This window comes from Streptomyces yamdrokensis, from assembly GCF_053890455.1.
Map to the genome: position 1 here is coordinate 2,875,006 of NZ_CM132679.1, position 14,080 is coordinate 2,889,085.

A 14,080-nucleotide genomic window follows, 5' to 3' on the forward strand; every position below is an offset into this window, starting at 1 on the left:
ACCTAGTACCGACGACCCACGCCCTGCCAGGCATTTTCCGGCCCTCCGGGGCCATACGTGTGAGATGCCGGACGGCGGACCGACACGCGCCGCCGACAGGAACGGTTCACCGGATGCGACAGTCTTCTATAAGGGGACGCACAACGCGTACACGCACACATCACGCGTACCGCCCGTCACCGCCGTAGCAGCCGTAACGGCCGTACCGGCCACACCCGCAGGAACAAGGCGAAACAGGAGTCCGTGCACGACATGAGCGACGAGCCGCAGCCACAGCAGCCCGGCCAGGGCTGGGGCCCCCGAGAGCCGAGGCGCGGGCGCACCGGATGGCGCCGGATCGTCCCCACCTGGCGGACGACGCTCAGCGCCTTCCTCCTCACCGCACTCCTGCTCCTCGGCGTCTTCCTCCTCGGCTACACCCTCGTGCAGATCCCGCCCGCCAACGCCCTCGCGATCAAGCAGGCCAACGTCTACCTCTACGCCGACGGCTCCGTCATCGCCCGGGACGGCGAGATCAACCGGGAGAACGTCGGCCTCGGCCGGATCTCGAAGGACGCGCAGCACGCCATCCTCGCCGCCGAGGACCGCAACTTCTACACCGAGTCCGCCATCGACCCCCAGGCCATGATCCGCGCCGCCTGGAACACCGCCACCGGCAAGGGCAAGCAGTCCGGCTCCACCATCACCCAGCAGTACGTGAAGAACTACTACCTGCGGCAGGAGCAGACCGTCACCCGCAAGGTGAAGGAGTTCTTCATCTCCATCAAACTGGACCGCGAGCAGAGCAAGGAAAAGATCCTCGAGGGCTACCTCAACACCAGCTACTTCGGCCGCAACGCCTACGGCATCCAGGCCGCCGCCCACGCCTACTACGGCGTGGACGCCAAGGACCTCGACGCCGGCCGCGCCGCCTACCTCGCCGCCCTGGTCAACGCCCCCAGCCAGTACGACGTCGTCACCCACCCGGAGAACCGCCCGGCCGCCGAGTCCCGCTGGAACTACGTCCTGGACGGCATGGTCGAGAAGGGCTGGCTGAGCGCCGCCGAGCGGGCCGGACTGACGTTCCCCACCCCCAAGGGGAACACCAACTCCACCGGCATGTCCGGCCAGCGCGGCTACATCGTGCAGATCATGAAGGACCACCTGACCGAGAACAGGATCGTGGACGAGGAGGAACTCGACGCGGGCGGCTACCGCATCACCACGACCCTGCACAAGGACAAGCAGGACGCCTTCGTCGACTCCGTCAACGACAACCTGACGGACCGGCTCGACCAGGAGGAACGCGAGGTCGACACGTACGTCCGCGCCGGCGGCACCGCCGTCGAACCGAAGACCGGCAAGGTCCGCGCGATGTACAACGGCATCGACTACGTCAAGCAGTACACCCCCAACGCCACCCGCAGGGACTACCAGGTCGGCTCCATCTTCAAACCGTTCGTGTTCGCCTCGGCCGTCGAGAACGGCTCCCGCACCCAGGACGGCCGCCCCATCACCCCGAACACCGTCTACGACGGCACCAACAAGCGGCCCGTCGAGGGCTGGCCCGGCGACCGCTACGACCCGGCCAACGAGGACGACCGGTCGTACGGCGACATCACCGTCCGCGAAGCCACCGACAAGTCCGTCAACACCGTCTACGCCCAGATGGCGGTCGACGTCGGCCCCGACAAGGTCCAGCAGACCGCCATCGGCCTCGGCATCCCCTCCACCACACCCGAACTGACCCCCTCCCCGTCCATCGCCCTCGGCGTCGCCACCGCCAGCACCCTGGACATGGCCGAGGCGTACGCGACCCTCGCCAACCACGGCGTGCACGGCGACCCCGTCCTGATCGAGAAGATCACCAAGGACGGGGAGGAGACGGTGCCGCTGCCCGAACGGAAGACCCGCCGGGCCGTCAGCCGCGAAGCCGCCGACACCACCACCGCCGTCCTGCGCGGCGTCGTCCAGAACGGCACCGCGGCCGCCGCCCTCGGCGCGGGCCGCCCCGCCGCCGGCAAGACCGGCACCGCGGAGGAGGACAAGGCCGCCTGGTTCGCCGGCTACACCCCCGAACTCGCCACCGTCGTGGCGGTCATGGGCCAGAACCCGGACACCGCCGCCCAGGAGAAGCTCTACGGCGCGATGGGCATGCCCCGCGTCAACGGCGGCGGGGCACCCGCCGAGATCTGGGCCCAGTTCACCCGGGACGCGCTGGAGGGCGAACCCGTCAGCGACTTCGACCTCGACCTGCAGCCCGGCGCCGAACGGACCGCACCGCCCACCGCCGACTCCGGCCCGTCCGCCACCGCCCCGGGCGACGACACGTCCAGGACCCCCGGACAGGACGCAAGCACGAACCGCAGCCCGCGCCCGGGCGACAGCACCGGCGAGAACGAGGGCACCGGAGACGGGACGAACGACGGCACCAACGGCGACACCACGGCCGGCGGCGGCACGGACGCCGGCACCGGGGAGACCGGCGGGACCACGGACGGGCCGACCGGCGGCACCACGGGCGACGCGGCCGGCGGCGGCCCCGGGGAAACCGGCGGGACGGGCGGAACCGGCGAGGACACCGGCACGGGCGGCCGCGGCGGCCTCACCGGATTCATCCCACGCCACCGCGACGACTGACCACACCGCGCGGCTCCCGCGCCGAGGGGACTCAGAGGTCCTCGCACCACGCCCACCCGGACCACGCGACCTCATCGGGCGCTCATGGCGCAAGGACCCCTCAGTGCCCCGACGTCGCCTTCAACCCCACCACCGCGACCACCAGCAGACACACGAAGAAGATCCGGGCGGCGGTCACCGGCTCCCCCAGCACCGCCATGCCCAGCACCGCCGCCCCGGCGGCACCGATCCCCACCCACACGCCGTACGCCGTACCGATCGGCAGCGTCTTCGCCGCGTACGACAGCAGCACCATGCTCGCCACGATGCCGGCGCCGGTGAGCAGACTGGGCACCGGCCGGGTGAACCCCTCGGTGTACTTCATCCCGACCGCCCAGCCCACCTCGAGCAGACCGGCCACGACCAACAGGACCCACGCCACGACAGGCACCTCCAGAACACCACTCGACACGTCGAAACGGGAGTGCGTCGTCTTTGCCTCACCCCGGTACGGCGCGTCTCGTCGGGGCCCAGTGGGTCCCCCCACCCTAGAACCCCGGCCGGGACAGCCGGAGGGGCTGGTGACCATGGTCACCAGCCCCTCCGCACAGCCCCACCGGCCCACCGGCCTACAGGTACAGGCCCGTCGAGTCCTCCGACCCCTCGAACCGGTCCGCGGCCACGGCGTGCAGATCACGCTCGCGCATGAGCACGTACGCGGTACCCCGCACCTCGACCTCCGCGCGGTCCTCCGGGTCGTACAGCACCCGGTCACCCGGCTCCACCGTCCGGACGTTCTGGCCCACCGCGACGACCTCGGCCCAGGCCAGCCGACGGCCGACCGCCGCCGTCGCGGGAATCAGGATGCCACCCCCGGACCGCCGCTCGCCCTCGCTCGCGTCCTGCCGCACGAGTACGCGGTCGTGCAGCATCCGGATGGGCAGCTTGTCGTCGTGCCGGGAATCGTGCTCGTTCTTCTTGGCGCTCACACCTGAAACCTACCCGCCTTCACCACGGACGTACGCGATCGGGTCCGGGTCAGCGCCCGCGCCGACGCGACCCCAGGACCAGCAGCCCCACCACGCCCACCACCAGCACCGCGGCCGGCACGACCCGCTCGAGCCGCGGCGACCCGTCCACGTCCACGAACTGCGCCTTGACGTCGCTCACCACACGATTGACACCGACGTACGCCCTGCCGAGCGTGTGATCGACGTTGGACGCGACCCTCGCCTTCGCGTCCCCGACGATCGTCTTCGGATGCACCCGCGCACCGATCTCGTCCAGGGTCTCGGCCAGCACCGCGCGGCGGCGACTGATGTCCGCCTCGATCTGCGCCGGGGTCCTGGTGTCCGCCGTGTCCGCCACCGTGTCGCCTCCGAAATCCGCTGAAACCATAAAAGCCGTACCTGTGCCGGACAGTCTGTCAGCTTCGCGCCGCACCGCACGGTCAGGGCACCCGGATACCCTCGATCCCGGCATCCGATCCACCCAGCGTGCACGTAAGAGGAGACCCGACCGATGAGCGAACGCCTCGAGCCCGGAGACGTGGCCCCCGCCTTCACCCTGCCCGACGCGGACGGCACCGAGGTGTCCCTGGCCGACCACAAGGGCCGCAAGGTCATCGTCTACTTCTACCCGGCGGCGCTCACCCCCGGCTGCACCAAGCAGGCCTGCGACTTCACCGACAACCTGGACCTGCTGACCGGCGCGGGCTACGACGTCGTCGGCATCTCCCCCGACAAGCCCGAGAAGCTCGCCAGGTTCCGCGAGCAGGAGTCCCTGAAGGTCACCCTCCTCGCCGACCCCGACAAGCGGGTCCTGGAGGCGTACGGCGCCTTCGGCGAGAAGAAGCTGTACGGCAAGACGGTCGTCGGCGTGATCCGCTCCACGGTCGTCGTCGACGAGGAGGGCAAGGTCGAACGCGCCCTCTACAACGTCAAGGCGACGGGCCACGTGGCCAAGATCATCAGAGACCTGGGCGTCTGAGACGCAGCCCTCACGAACGGCCCGTACCGACACCCCGGCACGGGCCGTTCCGTATGTCGTGCGTGACCGTCCGATAAACGGTTCGTTACTCCGTACGAGACCACGAACGGGTGGCCGGGAACGGAGGGGCCCGATGGGGGCAAGCGCGTACACCAAGGAGCGCCTGGATGAGGCGGCTCGGGGGGCACGGACGTTGTCGGAGGCGTTGGTGCGGTTGGGGGTGGATCCGAGGAGTTCGACGCGGCGGTACGTGCTGGGGCGCATGAAGAAGTTCGGGGTCGACACATCGCACTTCCAGCGTGAGGGGGTGAAGTGGACCCGGGACGTCCTCCAGGAGGCGGTCTCGGCCTCGACGAACATGTGCGAGGTGCTGCGGCATCTCGGATTGGAGGTGGTTGGTGGACACCACACGCACATCAGCCGTCGGATCAAGTCGTACGACCTCGACATCTCGCACTTCCGGATCCCGACCCGGAGGGGCAAACCCTGGCGCCCACGGACGCCGGAGAGCCTGCTCATCGAGCAGCCACCCGCCCATGCCCGACGCATCCCGAGTGACCGGCTCAAGTGGGCGATGACCACGCTGGGCGTACCGGAACAGTGCGCCCTCTGCAGTACCGGAACCGTCTGGCGGGGACGCCCCCTCACCTTGGAAATCGATCACGTGGACGGCATCTGGCGGAACAACCGCATCGAGAACCTGCGGTTCCTCTGCCCCAACTGCCATTCGACAACAGACAATTACCGGGGCCGCGCCAAGGGACGTGTGAACCGATGAGCAGTGGCGTGCGGTACACCCGCGATCGACTGACAGAGGCTGCCGCACAGTGCACCGACCTCGACGAAGTAATCGTCTTCTTCGGGACTCAGCCGTACGGCCATCTCCACAAATACCTCACGAAGCGGTTTGCTCACTTCGGGATCGATACCTCGCATTTCAGTCCTTCCGGCGGGTTTCCCCGGCCCGCCACCGAGGAGCTGCGTACGGCAGTCGCCGAATCCATTTCGATCGCTGCGGTACTTCGTCGGCTGGGGCGTCCTGACAGTGGTACGCAGCGCACCCTCCTGCATCAGTGGGTCGCTGAGGAAAACGTCTCGATGACGCACTTCCTGGGACAGGCCCATCGGCGCGGCAAACCCAGCGCGGCGACCCCGCTCAGGCGGTCTGACGACATCCTGGTCAAGCACGATGGCAAACGTCGGACGAAGACCGCTCTCCTGCGTCGGGCGCTCTGCGAAGTCGGCGTGCCCAATGAGTGCGCCGAGTGCGGTACGGGCTCCGAGTGGCTGGGCAAGCCCATGACCTTGGAGGTCGATCACATCAACGGTGACTGGCGGGACGACCGGCGCGAGAATCTGCGGTTGTTGTGCCCGAACTGTCATGCGATCACCAGTACCTGGTGTCGAGGTGGCCAGCGACGGCATACTTCCGCCCAGTAAGGTGGAGCGGAACTGGCGCCCGTACGCCAACGGCTGAGCGGCGATCTTTAGGTGGTCGTGTCTGTCGGTTCGAATCCGACCGGGCGTACAGACGGAGTGGCCCTGAACCTCGCCAGAGGCGCAGGGCCACCCCGAATCAGCCCAACAGCTCCCGCACCACCGGTACCAACGCCCGGAAGGCCTTGCCCCGGTGGCTGATGGCGTTCTTCTCGGCGGGGGAGAGTTCCGCGCACGTCCTGGTCTCGCCGTCCGGCTGGAGGATCGGGTCGTAGCCGAAGCCGTTCGTGCCGGCCGGGGTGTGGCGCAGGGTGCCCCTCAGTTGGCCTTCGACGACGCGTTGCGTGCCGTCGGGGAGGGCGAGGGCGGCGGCGCAGGCGAAGTGGGCGCCGCGGTGGGTGTCGGTGATGTCGGAGAGCTGGGCCAGGAGCAGGTCGAGGTTGGCCCGGTCGTCGCCGTGGCGGCCGGCCCAGCGGGCGGAGAAGATGCCGGGGGTGCCGCCGAGGACGTCGACGCAGAGGCCGGAGTCGTCGGCGACGGCGGGGTGGCCGGTGGCGCGGGCGAGGGCGTGGGCCTTGAGGAGGGCGTTTTCGGCGAAGGTGGTGCCGGTTTCCTTGACGTCGGGGATGTCGGGGTAGGTGTCGGCGCCGACGAGTTCGTGGGGCAGTCCGGCTTCGGCGAGGATCGACCGGAGTTCGGTGATCTTTCCGGTGTTGCGGGTGGCGAGGATCAGGCGGGTCATGGGGTCCAGTATTCCGGGCCCCGTGACCGTTCTCGTCTCGTTCCCGTCTCGTTCCTGTCGGCTGTTTCCCGCCGGGTTCTACGGTGTGCAGACCTTGGTCAGTTCGCCGGCCGCGTCGGTGATTGGGCTGATGTCGGGGGTGGGGTCGCCGTTCTCGATGGAGGTGCGGACGTTGCCGACTGCCTTGTCGAGGTCGTCGACGGCTTTGCCGACGTCGGCGTTGTCGGTCTGGTCGCCTATTTCGCCGAGGTTCTGGTCGATGGAGTCGAGGGACTCCTCGAGCTGGGTGGCGTCGTTGGAGGCGTTGTCGACGGCTTGCTGGAGTTCGGTGACGCTGTCGGCGATGGCGTCGGCGGTGCGGACGCAGTCGAGTGCTTTGTCGACGGCGCTGCAGCCGGTGGTGAGTCCGGCGGTGAGTGCGACGGCCGCCAGTGTGGTGGCGACGGTGGTGGTGCGGCGGCGTCGGCTCGCGGCCATGGACGGTCCTTCCCTTGTGGGCCGGGACGGCCCTCCTCGCTGACCGGGCGTCCGGGGTCGAGTCGGGCGGGGCCGAGTCGATCCGTGTGTCCGTGCTCCTGTAGACGCGGGGGTGGCCGGCGCGGTTGCCCGTGTCGGCCACTCTCTTGGTGCGTCTTTTACCTTTCGAGGACGCTGTCGAGTGCGGTGCGCTGTGCGGTGGTCAGTTCGGCGCAGCCGGTGACGGCGAGGTCGAGGAGTGCGTTCAGTTCGGTGCGGTCGAAGGGCTGGGCCTCGGCGGTGCCCTGGACTTCGACGAAGCGGCCGTCGCCGGTGCAGACGACGTTCATGTCGGTGTCGGCGCGGACGTCCTCCTCGTAGCAGAGGTCGAGGAGGGGGGTGCCGTCGACGATGCCGACGGAGACGGCGCTGACGGTGCCGGTGAGGGGCTGGCGGCTGGCGCGGATGAGTTTGTTGTCCCTGGACCAGTTGATGGCGTCGGCGAGGGCGACGTAGGCGCCGGTGATGGCCGCGGTGCGGGTGCCGCCGTCGGCTTGGAGGACGTCGCAGTCGAGGACGACGGTGTTCTCGCCGAGTTGTTTGTAGTCGATGACGGCGCGCAGGGACCGGCCGATGAGGCGGCTGATCTCGTGGGTGCGTCCGCCGATGCGGCCGCGGACGGCTTCCCGGTCGCCGCGTGTGTGGGTGGCGCGGGGGAGCATTGAGTACTCGGCGGTCACCCAGCCCTCGCCGGTGCCTTTGCGCCAGCGGGGGACGCCTTCGGTGACGGAGGCGGTGCAGAGGACCTTGGTGTCGCCGAAGGAGACGAGGACGGAGCCTTCGGCGTGCTTGCTCCAGCCGCGTTCGATGGTGACCGGGCGGAGTTGTTCGGGGGTGCGGCCGTCGTTTCGAGACATGGTGTCGAGCCTAGTCGCACGGGGGTGGGGCCCCTTCCCCGTGCGGTGGGTCCGCCGTCGGGAAGGGGCTCCGGGGGTCCGGGAGTTCCCGGTTCTCCAGGTCTGTGGTTGTCACATCATGTCTTCGATTTCGCCTGCGATGGGGTCGGCGTCGGTGCCGATGACGACCTGGATGGCGGTGCCCATTTTGACGACGCCGTGGGCGCCGGCGGACTTCAGTGCGGCGTCGTCGACTTTGGCGGGGTCGATGACTTCGGTGCGGAGGCGGGTGATGCAGCCTTCGATTTCTTCGATGTTGTCGATGCCGCCGAGTCCGGCGACGATCTTCTCAGCCTTGGTGGCCATGTTCGCTTCTCCCTGATCCGAACCGCTTTGGTCGCAGTAACCCACAGTTGGCCCATCTTCGCGAGCGGTCGTGCCGTCGGTGCCGGAGGATGGCGTCACGACGGCGGGACCGCCTCCAACTGGTCTACACCACCGGGGGGACCGTCGCCAAACCCCGTCGCGGACGTCTGCCAGTGGAGGGGGGCCGGATGAGTGCGCGGAGTTCCGCCGGTGCCGGGCCTTCGGTCGGTCTCCTGCGGGAGCGTCGGCAGCGCTTCTTTCAAGGTCTGCAGAAGATGGGCCGCAGTCTGCAGCTGCCGATCGCGGTGCTGCCGGCGGCGGGCATCCTCAACCGGCTGGGTCAGCCGGACGTGTTCGGGGAGGACGGGCTCGGCTGGACGGACGTTTCCAGGGTGATGGTGGGGGCGGGCGGCGCGCTCCTCGACGGTTCGCTGGGGCTGCCGCTGTTGTTCTGCGTGGGTGTGGCCATCGGCATGGCGAAGAAGGCGGACGGGTCGACGGCGCTGGCGGCGGTGGCGGGGTTCCTCGTCTACTACAACGTGTTGCGCCAGTTCCCGCAGGACTGCCCGGGGGGCTCCGAGGCGGTCGTGAATGTCGGGTGTCGGGTGACGGACGGGACGGTGACGGCGTTCGAGTACCAGAATCCCGGGGTGTTCGGCGGCATCGTCATCGGGCTGATGGCGGCGTACTTCTGGCAGCGGTTCCACCGGACGAGGCTGGTGGACTGGCTGGGCTTCTTCAACGGCCGGCGGCTCGTGCCGATCATCATGGCGTTCGCGGCGATCGTGTTCGCCGCGCTGTGTCTGTGGGTGTGGCCGCCGGTCGGTGGCGCGCTGGAGGGTTTCAGTGACTGGATGGTGGGGCTGGGTGCGTGGGGTGCGGGTGTGTTCGGTGTGGCGAACCGGGCGCTGCTGGTGGTGGGGCTGCACCAGTTCCTGAACGTGCCGGTGTGGTTCCAGTTCGGCAGTTACACCAGGCCGGACGGTTCGGTGGTGCACGGTGACATCAACATGTTCCTGGCGGGTGACCCGGACGCCGGGCAGTTCCTCTCCGGTTTCTTCCCGATCATGATGTTCGCGTTGCCGGCGGCGGCGCTGGCGATCACGCACTGTGCGAGGCCGGCCCGGCGCAAGGAGGTCGGCGGTCTGATGCTGTCGGTGGCGTTGACGTCGTTCGTCACGGGCATCACGGAGCCGATCGAGTACTCGTTCCTGTTCATCGCGCCGGCGCTGTACGCGGTGCACGCGGTGTTGACGGGGGTGTCGATGGCGGTGACGTGGGGGTTGGGGGTGCGCGACGGGTTCAGCTTCTCGGCGGGGCTGATCGACTACGTCATCAACTGGAACCTGGCGACGAGGCCGTGGCTGATCGTTCCGATCGGGCTGTGCTTCGCGGTGGTGTACTACGTGGTCTTCCGGTTCGCGATCACGAGGTTCGACCTGAGGACTCCGGGCCGGGAGCCGGAGGAGGAGGTGGAGGACACCACCAAGGCCTGACGGGGAGCGGTCGCCGGAGCCCTCGGGCACACCCTCGGATCACGGGTCCGGGGGTTTTCCGTGTGCCCGGCGGGAGAGGGGCGGAGGGGAGGGGGAGGGCCTCGGAACGGGTACGGGGCGTAGCGTTCCGGTTGCGGGATTCGCGGGTTCCTCATCCGGCCTTCATCGTGCTACAACAGGTCTACACCACTGGGTGGTGTAGACCACCACGATGGAGGAAGTATGAGTTCCGCCACCGCCTCGGCGGCTCCCGCGAAGAAGCGGGGATCCGGCCTGTTCCAGGGCCTGCAAAAGGTCGGTCGCAGCCTGCAGCTCCCGATCGCCGTACTGCCGGCGGCGGGCATCCTGCTGCGGCTCGGCCAGCCCGACGTGTTCGGCGCCGACGGCCTCGGCTGGGACAGGGTCGCGGCTGTGTTCGCCACAGCGGGTGGCGCCATCTTCGACAACCTGCCGATGCTGTTCTGCATCGGTGTGGCCATCGGCTTCGCCAAGAAGGCGGACGGTTCCACGGCGCTCGCCGCCCTGGTCGGCTTCCTCGTCTACAGCAACGTCCTGAAGGCGTTCCCCGTCACCGAGGCGAAGGTCCAGGCCGGCGAGGACATAGCCGCGACCTACAACAACCCCGGTGTCCTCGGCGGCATCCTGATGGGTCTGCTGGCGGCGGTGCTGTGGCAGCGCTACCACCGCAAGAAGCTCGTGGACTGGCTCGGCTTCTTCAACGGCCGCCGGCTCGTGCCGATCATCATGGCGTTCGTCGGCACCGCGATGGGTGTCTTCTTCGGTCTGGTCTGGGAGCCGATCGGTGACGGCATCTCGGCGGTCGGTGAGTGGATCACCAGCCTCGGCGCGGTCGGCGCGGGTCTGTTCGGCCTGATCAACCGCGCGCTGATCCCGATCGGCATGCACCAGTTCGTGAACACCGTCTCCTGGTTCCAGATCGGTGACTTCACCAACGCGGCGGGCGAGGTCGTGCACGGTGACCTGAACCGCTTCTTCGCGGGTGACCCGGACGCCGGTATGTTCATGTCGGGCTTCTTCCCGATCATGATGTTCGGTCTGCCGGCCGCCGCGATCGCCATCGCGCACGCCGCCCGCCCGGAGCGCCGCAAGGCCGTGATGGGCATGATGGTCTCCCTCGCGCTGACCTCCTTCGTGACCGGTGTGACCGAGCCGATCGAGTTCGCGTTCATGTTCATCGCCCCGGCGCTGTACGTGATCCACGCGGTGCTCACCGCCCTGTCCATGGCGATCACCTGGGCGCTCGGGGTGCACGCGGGCTTCACCTTCTCGGCGGGCGCCATCGACTACGGGCTCAACTGGAACCTGGCGACCAGGCCGTGGCTGATCATCCCGATCGGTCTGGTGTTCGCGGCGGTCTACTACGCGGTCTTCCGCTTCGCCATCGTCAAGTTCGACCTGCCGACCCCGGGCCGCGAGCCCGAGGAGGAGGTCGAGGACACCACCAAGGCGTGAGCGGTCCTCGTCGCCCCGCGGCGACAGCGGCATGACCGGGGCCCCGCAGCCGTCGAGGACGACGGCTGCGGGGCCCCGGTGCGTTCGCTGTGCGGGCGCGGGCGCGGGCGGGCGGGGTACGGAGGTTCAGATCACGTACGTCGCGCCGGGCGCCGCTAGTTCCACCGGACCGTCGTAGGCCGTGCGGGCGTCGGCGAGGTTGACCTGCGGGTCGGTCCACGGGGCGATGTGGGTGAGGACCAGCCGACGGGCACGGGCGCGGGCCGCCGACTCGCCCGCCTCGCGGCCGTTGAGGTGCAGGTCGGGGATGTTCTCCTTGCCGTCGGTGAACGCGGCCTCGCACAGGAACAGGTCGGTGTCGTGGGCGAGTTCGTCGAGCGCCGTGCTCACTCCGGTGTCGCCGGAGTACGTCAGCGACTTCCCTCCGTGCTCGAGACGGATGGCGTACGCCTCCACCGGGTGCGCGACGCGTTCGGTGTGCACGACGAACGGGCCGAGCTCGAAGGTGGACGGCTTGACCGTGTGGAAGTCGAAGACCTCGCTCATGGAGGAGGCCGAGGGGGTGTCGGCGTAGGCGGTGGTCAGCCGGTGCTCGGTGCCCTCGGGTCCGTGGACCGGGATCGGGTCGCAGCGGCCTCCGTCGTGCCGGTAGTAGCGCGCCACGAAGTACGCGCACATGTCGATGCAGTGGTCGGCGTGCAGATGGCTGAGGAAGATCGCGTCCAGGTCGTAGAGACCGCAGTGGCGCTGCAACTCGCCCAGGGCGCCGTTGCCCATGTCGAGGAGCAGCCGGAAGCCGTCGGCCTCTACGAGGTAGCTCGAGCAGGCCGATTCCGCGGACGGGAACGACCCCGAGCAGCCGACGACGGTGAGCTTCATGAAGCAGAAACCTCCGCTGGCGGGGTAGTGAAAACGGGGGTCGTGCGGTTCGTCGAGCGTAAGACGCAAAACCTTTGATCGCTCCTCCGCCAGGGGCGGTTGTGGGGGAACTCACCTGCGCTGTCACCGGTTCGGCTGGAAGCGGGTCACGTGGGGCGTGCGGGAGGGCGCACGGGTGCGGCCCGCGCCGGTACCGTCGGGCCATGAACACGTCGTGGTGGCTCGCACTGGTCGCGGTGGTACTGCTCGCACTGGTCGCCGCGCTCGTGGACGGATGGGGCCGGGGTCACCGGCCCCGCGTCCACAGCGCGCCGGCCGGGCCGGGGACGGTGACGGACGAGGGGGGCGGCCGGCCGCGGCCCGCCGAGATCTGGTGGGCCGACGTGCCCTACGAGGACGTGCCGCGGGCGGGGAACGGGACGCCCTCGGGGGACGGGACGTCGAAGGACCGGCCGTGTCTGGTGCTGGCGGTGCGCGGGGAACGGGCGACCGTCGCGAAGATCACGACCCGCTTCCGGGAGGGCCGTGCCGGAGTGATCCCGCTGCCCGAGGGGTCCGTCGGGGACGCCCGGGGGCGGGCGAGTTTCCTGGAGACGGACGAGCTGCGCGAGGTCCCGGTACGGGAGTTCCGGCGCCGGGTGGGGGCCGTGGACCCGGCGGTGTGGGACCGGGTCCGGCATCTGGCGAAGTGAGCGCGGCGGCGAACGCGGGAGGCGCCGGAGGAACGGCGAAGGGGCCGGAGTGGATCTCCGGCCCCTTCGTACCGCGTCCGGTGCGCCTACCGCTCTCGTGTCACGCCCAGAGCTGGCCCTGGAGCGTTTCGATGGCTTCCTCCGTCGTGGCGGCGGTGTAGACGCCGGTCGACAGGTACTTCCAGCCGCCGTCGGCGACGACGAAGACGACGTCGGCGCTCTCCCCCGCCTTGAGCGCCTTGTTCGCGACGCCGAGCGCGGCGTGCAGGGCGGCCCCGGTGGAGACACCGGCGAAGATGCCTTCCTGCTGGAGGAGTTCACGGGTCCGGGTGACGGCGTCGGCGGAGCCGACGGAGAAGCGGGTGGTGAGGACGGAGGCGTCGTACAGCTCGGGGACGAAGCCCTCGTCGAGGTTGCGCAGCCCGTAGACCAGGTCGTCGTAGCGGGGTTCGGCGGCGACGATCCGCACGTCGGGCTTGTGCTCGCGCAGGTAGCGGCCGACGCCCATGAGGGTGCCGGTGGTGCCGAGACCGGCCACGAAGTGCGTGATCGAGGGCAGGTCGGCGAGGATCTCCGGGCCGGTGGTCGTGTAGTGGGCGCCCGCGTTGTCCGGGTTGCCGTACTGGTAGAGCATCACCCAGTCCGGGTGCTCGGCGCCGATCTCCTTGGCGACCCGTACGGCGGTGTTGGAGCCGCCGGCGGCCGGGGAGGAGATGATCTCCGCGCCCCACATGGACAGGAGGTCCCGGCGTTCCTGCGAGGTGTTCTCGGGCATCACGCACACCATGCGGTAGCCCTTGAGCTTGGCCGCCATGGCCAGGGAGATGCCGGTGTTGCCGGACGTCGGCTCCAGGATGGTGCAGCCCGGGGTGAGCCGGCCGTCCTTCTCCGCCTGCTCGATCATGAACATGGCCGGGCGGTCCTTGATCGAACCGGTCGGGTTGCGGTCCTCGAGCTTCGCCCAGACACGGACGTCGGCCGACGGCGAGAGCCGCGGCAGGCGCACCAGCGGGGTGTTGCCGACCGCGGCCAGCGGCGAGTCGTAACGCATCCGGA

Annotated in this window: 16 protein-coding genes, 1 tRNA gene and 1 riboswitch; of the genes, 8 read left to right on the plus strand and 9 right to left on the minus strand. The window is 69.3% G+C overall.

Going from position 1 to position 14,080, the window contains the following annotated elements; all coding sequences use genetic code 11:
• Positions 1–252: 252 nt before the first annotated feature.
• The gene (locus ACWZEH_RS12345) at positions 253–2,619 is read left to right on the plus strand and encodes a transglycosylase domain-containing protein (RefSeq protein WP_456198117.1); all 2,367 of its coding nucleotides are present in this window, start codon (positions 253–255) and stop codon (positions 2,617–2,619) included.
• A gap of 100 nt (positions 2,620–2,719) precedes the next feature.
• Here ACWZEH_RS12345 and ACWZEH_RS12350 read toward each other — a convergent pair whose 3' ends face one another.
• From ACWZEH_RS12350 to ACWZEH_RS12360, 3 genes are all read right to left on the minus strand, one after another.
• Positions 2,720–3,040, minus strand: a complete 321-nt coding sequence (locus ACWZEH_RS12350) for a DMT family transporter (RefSeq protein ID WP_456198118.1) — start codon at positions 3,038–3,040, stop codon at positions 2,720–2,722.
• A 41-nt stretch (positions 3,041–3,081) separates the two neighbouring features.
• A riboswitch (guanidine-III (ykkC-III) riboswitch) is annotated at positions 3,082–3,141 on the minus strand.
• Between the two features lie 86 nt (positions 3,142–3,227).
• Positions 3,228–3,530, minus strand: a complete 303-nt coding sequence (locus tag ACWZEH_RS12355; protein WP_456199570.1) for a GroES family chaperonin — start codon at positions 3,528–3,530, stop codon at positions 3,228–3,230.
• A 106-nt stretch (positions 3,531–3,636) separates the two neighbouring features.
• Positions 3,637–3,966, minus strand: a complete 330-nt coding sequence (locus ACWZEH_RS12360) for a DUF3618 domain-containing protein (RefSeq protein WP_456198119.1) — start codon at positions 3,964–3,966, stop codon at positions 3,637–3,639.
• A 153-nt stretch (positions 3,967–4,119) separates the two neighbouring features.
• Between ACWZEH_RS12360 and bcp the strand changes: the two genes are divergently transcribed.
• From bcp to ACWZEH_RS12380, 4 genes are all read left to right on the plus strand, one after another.
• A complete protein-coding gene (gene bcp, locus ACWZEH_RS12365) occupies positions 4,120–4,587 on the plus strand; it encodes a thioredoxin-dependent thiol peroxidase (RefSeq protein WP_456198120.1) in 468 nt (155 codons plus the stop codon).
• A 133-nt stretch (positions 4,588–4,720) separates the two neighbouring features.
• A complete protein-coding gene (locus ACWZEH_RS12370) occupies positions 4,721–5,365 on the plus strand; it encodes an HNH endonuclease signature motif containing protein (RefSeq protein ID WP_456198121.1) in 645 nt (214 codons plus the stop codon).
• Positions 5,362–6,027: an HNH endonuclease gene (locus ACWZEH_RS12375; RefSeq protein ID WP_456198122.1), complete on the plus strand. Its 666-nt coding sequence runs from the start codon at positions 5,362–5,364 to the stop codon at positions 6,025–6,027. Before ACWZEH_RS12370 ends, ACWZEH_RS12375 begins: the two co-directional genes overlap by 4 nt.
• 15 nt (positions 6,028–6,042) lie before the next feature.
• Positions 6,043–6,115, plus strand: a tRNA-Leu gene (locus ACWZEH_RS12380).
• A 48-nt stretch (positions 6,116–6,163) separates the two neighbouring features.
• Here ACWZEH_RS12380 and rdgB read toward each other — a convergent pair.
• From rdgB to ACWZEH_RS12400, 4 genes are all read right to left on the minus strand, one after another.
• Positions 6,164–6,766: an RdgB/HAM1 family non-canonical purine NTP pyrophosphatase gene (gene rdgB, locus ACWZEH_RS12385; protein WP_456198123.1), complete on the minus strand. Its 603-nt coding sequence runs from the start codon at positions 6,764–6,766 to the stop codon at positions 6,164–6,166.
• A 78-nt stretch (positions 6,767–6,844) separates the two neighbouring features.
• Positions 6,845–7,243, minus strand: coding sequence for a hypothetical protein (locus ACWZEH_RS12390; RefSeq protein ID WP_456198124.1), 399 nt, complete (start codon positions 7,241–7,243; stop codon positions 6,845–6,847).
• A gap of 158 nt (positions 7,244–7,401) precedes the next feature.
• Positions 7,402–8,139, minus strand: a complete 738-nt coding sequence (rph, locus tag ACWZEH_RS12395; RefSeq protein ID WP_456198125.1) for a ribonuclease PH — start codon at positions 8,137–8,139, stop codon at positions 7,402–7,404.
• Between the two features lie 111 nt (positions 8,140–8,250).
• Positions 8,251–8,529: a PTS sugar transporter subunit IIB gene (locus ACWZEH_RS12400; RefSeq protein WP_456199572.1), complete on the minus strand. Its 279-nt coding sequence runs from the start codon at positions 8,527–8,529 to the stop codon at positions 8,251–8,253.
• A 143-nt stretch (positions 8,530–8,672) separates the two neighbouring features.
• On the opposite strand from ACWZEH_RS12400, the gene ACWZEH_RS12405 reads away from it, so the two are divergent.
• Entirely contained in the window at positions 8,673–9,980 is a 1,308-nt protein-coding gene (locus tag ACWZEH_RS12405) for a PTS transporter subunit EIIC (RefSeq protein ID WP_456198126.1), read from the plus strand.
• A 222-nt stretch (positions 9,981–10,202) separates the two neighbouring features.
• Positions 10,203–11,453, plus strand: a complete 1,251-nt coding sequence (locus tag ACWZEH_RS12410; protein WP_456198127.1) for a PTS transporter subunit EIIC — start codon at positions 10,203–10,205, stop codon at positions 11,451–11,453.
• Between the two features lie 126 nt (positions 11,454–11,579).
• Here ACWZEH_RS12410 and ACWZEH_RS12415 read toward each other — a convergent pair whose 3' ends face one another.
• Positions 11,580–12,332, minus strand: coding sequence for an MBL fold metallo-hydrolase (locus tag ACWZEH_RS12415; RefSeq protein WP_456198128.1), 753 nt, complete (start codon positions 12,330–12,332; stop codon positions 11,580–11,582).
• A 203-nt stretch (positions 12,333–12,535) separates the two neighbouring features.
• Between ACWZEH_RS12415 and ACWZEH_RS12420 the strand changes: the two genes are divergently transcribed.
• Positions 12,536–13,024 carry a type II toxin-antitoxin system PemK/MazF family toxin gene (locus ACWZEH_RS12420; RefSeq protein WP_456198129.1) on the plus strand — a complete coding sequence of 163 codons (489 nt, stop codon included), beginning with the start codon at positions 12,536–12,538 and terminating at the stop codon, positions 13,022–13,024.
• 100 nt (positions 13,025–13,124) lie between these two features.
• Here ACWZEH_RS12420 and ACWZEH_RS12425 read toward each other — a convergent pair whose 3' ends face one another.
• The gene (locus ACWZEH_RS12425; protein ID WP_456198130.1) at positions 13,125–14,075 is read right to left on the minus strand and encodes a PLP-dependent cysteine synthase family protein; all 951 of its coding nucleotides are present in this window, start codon (positions 14,073–14,075) and stop codon (positions 13,125–13,127) included.
• Between the last annotated feature and the right edge of the window lie 5 nt (positions 14,076–14,080).